Here is a 6,192-nt window from a genome sequence, read left to right on the forward strand (position 1 = left end):
GGGATTATCTGCTAACTGCAGGATCGTTCAAGTCTTCTTAAACGATCGGCATTAAGTCTGACGACTAGGCTTTCGTCGTTTCCTGCGTATGTGTTTTGGGTTTTAGTAGTAGATCCTTATCGCTAGCTATGAAGTACTTCTCTATATATCGGGAGGTGCTGCTTGGGAATATAGGTGGTCACTTCTAACTCTTAAGCTAAATAGAGCAGAGCACTAATCTGATTGTTTTACTATGTGAAATTCTCTATCGCGTACGTACTTCGCCCTAAGGAGTGAGACTTTATTGCTTGAATACGTAAAGGGTAATTGTCGATTATGTTCGTATTGGTACTCGTTTAGCTGCTATCTAAACCATACCTGATACACGTATCTGGAACCCTGAGACTGACTAAGGAAAAGGTAGGATGCTTAACACTTCAAGCTATCACACTCACTATGCATAAATAGAGATGTTGATTCGAAAGACCATCAAACAAACCTAAATAGCTATCTCGTAGATACAAAAACGCCTAGCGTTTGCTAGGCGTTGATAAATAGTGTTTTGATACACCGACTACAGTATTTGTTTGAGCACTCTGTCGGCTTTTACACGAGTGATCTTACGAATCAATTTCTGAACTTCCATAGGGTAGCTCTCTACCTTATCTAACTGCTTATAAGTACAGATAAGCTGAGTGTGTTGAAGGATATTATCGACTTCAGCCTGGAACTTATCAGTTAGGTGATGGTAGTTATCTTGGATAAAGATACCGTTCTCTAGATCTAGCTTCCAGGCGCGAGGGTTTAGGTTATTACCTGTTAGTAGCATGTAGCGCTTATCTACCCATATGCCCTTTAGGTGGAAGCTATTGGAATCGTGTTGCCAAAGTCGAATTGATAGATTACGGCTAGCAATATGAGCTTCATTCGCTTTAGCGAAACGGCGTAAGTTCAGTTCGTAAAGGTATGGCAAACCACCAATCGTTTTAAACTCTTCTTCTGGTGAGATAAAGAAATCATTCGCTGTCTTATCACCAACAACAATGCTGACCTTTACGCCACGCTTAAGCGCTTTCTTGACTTCTTTAGCTAGGCTAGGTGGGAAGTTGAAGTAAGGTGTGCAGATAAAGATTTCATCTTTAGCTTGAGCGACGAGTTGATTGATACCCTGATTCAGACGGTTACGTCTTTTACCGATACCAACTAATGGTGTTACAGCAACTTGGTCTGCTGAAACGTCTTGACCATCGAATTGATACTGAGACCTTGCCAATGATGCACGAAACTGACGAATCGCTGGTTTCAGTTCTTTGGTCGCAGGCTTGTTCTTATCAGCCAGGTCATAAACAGCGCTGTCCGCAACCATCTGTTCGTGTACGTAGGCAAACATTGAGTCAGCAAGAGCCGCGTTGTTTAAAACGTGGTAACGATCAAAGCGATAGCGGTCATGGTAATTCAGGTAGATATTGTTAAGGCTTGCACCGCTGTATATTACGCTGTCATCGACGATAAAGCCTTTTAAGTGCAATACGCCAAAGACTTCTTTGCCACGAACTGGAATGCCATAGACAGGCACAGAATGCTGATATCTTTCAGCAAACTCTTTATACATGGCTGCATTGCCTTCAGAAGACTCTGCACCAATCAATCCGCGCTGCGCTCGGTGCCAATCGACACAAACGCTCACGTCTAATTCTGGATTCTTTTGCTTTGCTTCATATAAGGCAGTTAGGATCTCACGGCCAGCCTCATCATCTTCAAGATACAAAGCGACTAAACTAATACGAGTCGTTGCGCGAGATATCTCATCAAGTAGACGAGTTCGAAACTCTTGCGCTGATAGTAGTACTTCAAACTTGTCAGGATTCTGCGCTATGGTTGGCAACTGTATGAATGGATTCCTACTGGCAATCATATTGACTGTTTTACCTTAAAAATATGCAAAATTGCGAACCTTTAATTTTACCAAAGGGATAGTACCAAATACTAGATAATCGAGGCATTCTCTAACAATTTTGCTGATAATGCATAGGAATGAGATCTTTTCCGCTATTCAAATAGCGCTCGTATAAAACTCTTAAACCATTTGGTAGATCTTTGGGGTCTACTTGTACGAATTTGTGTCGCGCGTAAAAATTGGTGAGATGAGCGTAAGCAAAGCAGTAATCGTCTTCCGTAAGCGTATGTTGCGCACAATAATCCATAAGCTGGGAGCCTAATTGCTGACCGCGATGTTGTTTTGATATCGCCATTCCAGTAAGTAAACGATTATTTTCTATTGTACGAAAACGCACGACACCGCATAGCTCGTTATCCAGCAATAACGAGTAGATCAGTTCACTCTTATTCGCTTTTCCCGTTGGGTAGTGTTCTTTATAGAAACGTTTAACTAGGGGAACCTTTACTGGGTCTAATTGAGTAATGATGACATTGTTCATTCAGTCACTGCGCCATTGGTTTATCTGCTGTAGAATGACCGCAGTGTAAGTTAATTGAATATCGCCATGCAATTCCATCTCAATGCTAGTTTAAAAAATGTTCATACTTTTTCCATCGATCAGACGTGTGATGTGTTGGTTGAAGTCACCACTACCGAAGAACTTATTTCGCTTTACAAAGACCCTAAATGGTCAGCTTTGCCTAAGTTAATACTGGGTAAGGGCAGTAATATGCTTTTTACTGAGCACTTCGCTGGCCTGGTCATCGTGAATAAATTAGCCGGGATTGAGCTGGCCGAGACGGACAGTCATCACCTACTGCATGTAAGTGGTGGCGAGGATTGGCCAAGCTTGGTTGAGTGGAGTGTGGATAAGGGGTTGGGTGGTCTAGAAAACCTAGCAATGATACCCGGCTGTTCAGGCTCTGCTCCAATTCAGAATATTGGTGCGTATGGTGTTGAGCTGCAAGATGTATGCGAGTATGTCGATATTCTGTGTCTGGATACTTATACAGTTAAGCGATTAAGCAAAGAAGAGTGTCTCTTTGGTTACCGAGATTCTATTTTCAAACACGCTCTTTACGGTAAAGCGATTGTTGTTGCGATTGGTTTAACGTTGCCGAAAGAGTGGCAGCCATGCAATCACTATGGCCCGTTAAAAAGCCTAGCAGCCGATACGCTCTCTCCTCGCACTATATTTGATGAAGTGTGTGCTATCCGTTCAAGTAAGCTACCAGACCCTAGAGTACAAGGGAATGCGGGCAGTTTCTTCAAAAACCCTGTGATCACCAAAGATCATTTTGATCGCTTGTTAGCTCTATATCCAAATATTGTCGGCTATGAGAGTAATGACATGATCAAAGTTGCTGCTGGCTGGCTGATTGATCAATGTCAGTTCAAAGGTGTGACAGAAGGTGGCGCTCAGGTTCACCCCAACCAAGCATTGGTTATTATCAATTATGATGAGGCTTCTGCTGTGGATATCCTTAAGCTTGCAGAGCGAGTGCGTCAGTCCGTCTTGAATAAATTCGATATTCGATTGGAACATGAAGTGCGCTTTATGGGACGAGAATGCGAGACAAACCTAGACAAGGCTTTGGAGTCATTGGCATGAGAGAACACAGTACCAAGCTTGCACTATTGAGATGCCTTGCTGACGGTGAGTTTCATTCTGGTGAAGACCTAGGTGAAATGATTGGTGTATCACGAGCGGCTATCAGTAAGCACATTAAAGGTATTCAAGAGTGGGGTTTAGATATCTACCGAGTACAAGGCAAGGGTTACAAGCTAGCCAGTCGTTTGGATATGCTTGACCAAGAAAAATTGTCTGCAGTTAGTCGCGATGCTTCTCTTGAACTCATTCCCATCATAGGTTCTACAAACCAGCACCTATTAGAGCGTACTAACACCCTCGAATCGGGTTCTGTCTGTATTGCTGAATATCAAGCTGCGGGTCGTGGACGCCGTGGACGAGAGTGGGTATCGCCATTCGGCGCAAACCTCTACCTTTCAATGTATTGGAGACTCGACGCAGGGATGGCTGCCGCAATGGGCTTAAGCCTTGTGGTTGGTGTCGCTGTTGTTGAAGCTTTGGAAGAAATGGGTGTAGAAGGAGTAAAGCTCAAATGGCCTAACGACCTCTACCACAATGATAAGAAGCTTGCAGGTATCTTGGTCGAGCTCTCTGGGCAATCGGGTGGCGCTGCGCATATTGTGATTGGTTTAGGGCTAAACTTATCCATGGATCCAACAACATCAGGTATTGGCCAGCCATGGACTTCCCTTAAAGAAGTGTGTGATGGAAAGGTGCCTGACCGTAATCAATTAGCGCAGGCTCTGATCAATGCTTGGGATAAATCGCTTGTCGACTATGAGTTGAAAGGAATGTCCAATTTTGTAGAGCGTTGGAACCGCTTGGATAATTTCTTAGGTCGCAATGTTAGGCTGATCATTGGACCTAGAGAAATTGAAGGTGTTGTTCAAGGCATCGATGAACAAGGCGCTGTATTGCTCAAAACTGAGAATGGTGTTGAGAGCTATATCGGTGGCGAGATATCGCTAAGAAAAGGCGACTAAGGCGTTACTATTTTCTTAGTAACACTTCTTCAACCATATGATCTGCGCCTTTACGTAGAATCAGGTGAGCCCTTTCTCGTGTCGGAAGGATATTTTGTTCTAGGTTCAAGCCATTAATTGAACTCCAGATACCTTCTGCTTTATCCAATGCGGCTTGGTTCGATAATTTAGTGTAATGACTAAAGTAAGAGCCAGGCTTAGTAAACGCACCATCGCGGAATTTCATAAAACGATTGACGTACCACTCTTTGATTTGTTGGCTATCAGCGTCAACATAGAGTGAGAAATCAAGGAAGTCAGAAATAAACACGCGATGTGGTTCGTGTGGATAATTCATTCCGGTTTGTAAGACATTAAGCCCTTCAATAATAAGCACATCTGGTAGGTCGACGCACTTAACGTCATCAGTAATGTTGTACGTAAGATGCGAGTAAACAGGGGCTGTGACATTTCTCTTGCATGCCTTTACATCCGAAACAAAGTTCACTAAACGCTTGATATCGTAAGACTCCGGAAAGCCCTTTTTGCTCATCAACCCTTTCTCTTTTAACACCTCATTCGGATATAAAAAGCCATCGGTTGTCACTAGCTCAACTTTTGGATGGTTTTCCCAGCGAGAGAGTAGGGCTTTAAGCAGACGCGCAGTGGTACTTTTGCCAACGGCTACGCTACCCGCAATACCGATGATAAAAGGTGGTGCTTTCTCTTTCTTATCTAGAAATTGGTGGAGTACCGAGTTTCTATTCTGTCTGGCTGCCACATAGAGGTTCAATAGACGAGATAACGGTAGATAGATCTCTACTGCCTCTTCCATTGTGAGCTTTTCATTGATGCCTTGAAGCTCTTTTAAGTCGCTCTCAGAAAGTGTCATCGGAACTAAATTCCTTAGCTCAGACCAACGTTCGCGGTCAAATGACATAAATGGGCTCATACAAAACTCTATAGTGGATAACAAAACAAGTGCATGGAAAATACATCAAGCGATAGATAAATAAAATATCTTCCTGTACTAGATGCGGGTTAAAGACGTAAACCTTGAGCTAAATAGCCGTATGTAGGAGTTTGCTCAGAGAATTTTGCACTTTTTTTCAATTTGCTATTGCAAGGTGGAAAATCATTCAATAAAATGCGCCCCACTTGTGCCGACTTAGCTCAGTAGGTAGAGCAACTGACTTGTAATCAGTAGGTCACCAGTTCGATTCCGGTAGTCGGCACCACTTTCTTCCTTCCTATAAGGCAAGCGAGAGAAAGCTCAAAATTTGGAGAGGTTCCCGAGTGGCCAAAGGGAGCAGACTGTAAATCTGTTGGCACTGCCTTCGATGGTTCGAATCCGTCCCTCTCCACCATATTCTAAAGGTTAAATAGCTCAAACAGAGTTACGTGTTGCGTGCATCGTATAATGGCTATTACCTCAGCCTTCCAAGCTGATGATGCGGGTTCGATTCCCGCTGCACGCTCCAACTCATTTTGTGTGCTGATATAGCTCAGTCGGTAGAGCGCACCCTTGGTAAGGGTGAGGTCCCCAGTTCGACTCTGGGTATTAGCACCAGTCTAAAGCTTCTTCTCCTTTAATAAAGAAAACCATTTTTTTTGGTTGCGTGGTCTTATTTTAAGCCACCTAATCCGTACCTAGAGGGACACCCCATGTCTAAAGAAAAATTTGAACGTACGAAACCGCACGTAAACGTTGGTACTATCGG

Annotated in this window: 5 protein-coding genes and 4 tRNA genes; 6 read left to right on the forward strand and 3 right to left on the reverse strand. The window is 43.4% G+C overall.

Annotated features, from left to right (window positions below; translation table 11 throughout):
- Positions 1 to 553: 553 nt before the first annotated feature.
- Both pssA and AB6E52_RS22570 read right to left on the reverse strand, forming a co-directional pair.
- On the reverse strand, positions 554 to 1,894 hold the full coding sequence (pssA, locus tag AB6E52_RS22565) for a CDP-diacylglycerol--serine O-phosphatidyltransferase (protein ID WP_102319992.1): 1,341 nt from the start codon (positions 1,892 to 1,894) through the stop codon (positions 554 to 556).
- Between the two features lie 91 nt (positions 1,895 to 1,985).
- Positions 1,986 to 2,417, reverse strand: a complete 432-nt coding sequence (locus AB6E52_RS22570; protein ID WP_102319991.1) for a GNAT family N-acetyltransferase — start codon at positions 2,415 to 2,417, stop codon at positions 1,986 to 1,988.
- A 66-nt stretch (positions 2,418 to 2,483) separates the two neighbouring features.
- On the opposite strand from AB6E52_RS22570, the gene murB reads away from it, so the two are divergent.
- Positions 2,484 to 3,530, forward strand: a complete 1,047-nt coding sequence (murB, locus tag AB6E52_RS22575; RefSeq protein WP_102319990.1) for a UDP-N-acetylmuramate dehydrogenase — start codon at positions 2,484 to 2,486, stop codon at positions 3,528 to 3,530.
- Positions 3,527 to 4,492, forward strand: a complete 966-nt coding sequence (gene birA, locus AB6E52_RS22580) for a bifunctional biotin--[acetyl-CoA-carboxylase] ligase/biotin operon repressor BirA (RefSeq protein ID WP_048615138.1) — start codon at positions 3,527 to 3,529, stop codon at positions 4,490 to 4,492. Before murB ends, birA begins: the two co-directional genes overlap by 4 nt.
- Positions 4,493 to 4,499: 7 nt before the next feature.
- Here birA and coaA read toward each other — a convergent pair whose 3' ends face one another.
- The gene (gene coaA, locus AB6E52_RS22585; protein ID WP_017062776.1) at positions 4,500 to 5,423 is read right to left on the reverse strand and encodes a type I pantothenate kinase; all 924 of its coding nucleotides are present in this window, start codon (positions 5,421 to 5,423) and stop codon (positions 4,500 to 4,502) included.
- A gap of 210 nt (positions 5,424 to 5,633) precedes the next feature.
- On the opposite strand from coaA, the gene AB6E52_RS22590 reads away from it, so the two are divergent.
- The 4 genes from AB6E52_RS22590 to AB6E52_RS22605 all read left to right on the forward strand — a co-directional run bounded on the left by AB6E52_RS22590 (position 5,634) and on the right by AB6E52_RS22605 (position 6,041).
- Positions 5,634 to 5,709 (forward strand) — tRNA-Thr (locus AB6E52_RS22590).
- A gap of 44 nt (positions 5,710 to 5,753) precedes the next feature.
- Positions 5,754 to 5,838, forward strand: a tRNA-Tyr gene (locus tag AB6E52_RS22595).
- A 39-nt stretch (positions 5,839 to 5,877) separates the two neighbouring features.
- Positions 5,878 to 5,952: transfer RNA gene (locus AB6E52_RS22600), tRNA-Gly, on the forward strand.
- Positions 5,953 to 5,965: 13 nt separating this feature from the next.
- Positions 5,966 to 6,041 (forward strand) — tRNA-Thr (locus tag AB6E52_RS22605).
- The last annotated feature ends 151 nt before the right edge of the window (positions 6,042 to 6,192 follow it).

This window comes from Vibrio sp. 10N.247.311.13 (assembly GCF_041467595.1).
Classification (GTDB): Bacteria; Pseudomonadota; Gammaproteobacteria; order Enterobacterales; family Vibrionaceae; genus Vibrio; species Vibrio crassostreae_C.